The 224-nt window shown below is 78.6% G+C and carries 1 pseudogene; it reads right to left on the minus strand.

The features are described 5' to 3' along the window. Positions 1-224: pseudogene (locus GT030_RS26790) on the minus strand (ROK family protein); the annotation flags it as partial.

Here is a 224-nt window from a genome sequence, read left to right on the forward strand (position 1 = left end):
CGTGCCGGTGTTCGGCGAGGGCGGCGAGGTTGACGTCGTTGCCCGCGAAGGCGGGCCCGGTGATCCCGGCGGCGTGCACGAGGCCGGCGAAGATGCGGCGCACCGGCTCCCCGGCCGGCCAGGCCAGATGGAGGGGGTTGAGGGCGAGCCCGTCGGGTTCGGTGACGGCGGACGGCACGGCGAGCCCGGCGCCCACGCAGCGGCGGCCCGTGGCCCGCAGCAGG

The organism is Streptomyces sp. SID1328, assembly GCF_009865595.1.
In the GTDB taxonomy this organism is placed as follows: domain Bacteria; phylum Actinomycetota; class Actinomycetes; order Streptomycetales; family Streptomycetaceae; genus Streptomyces; species Streptomyces griseoluteus.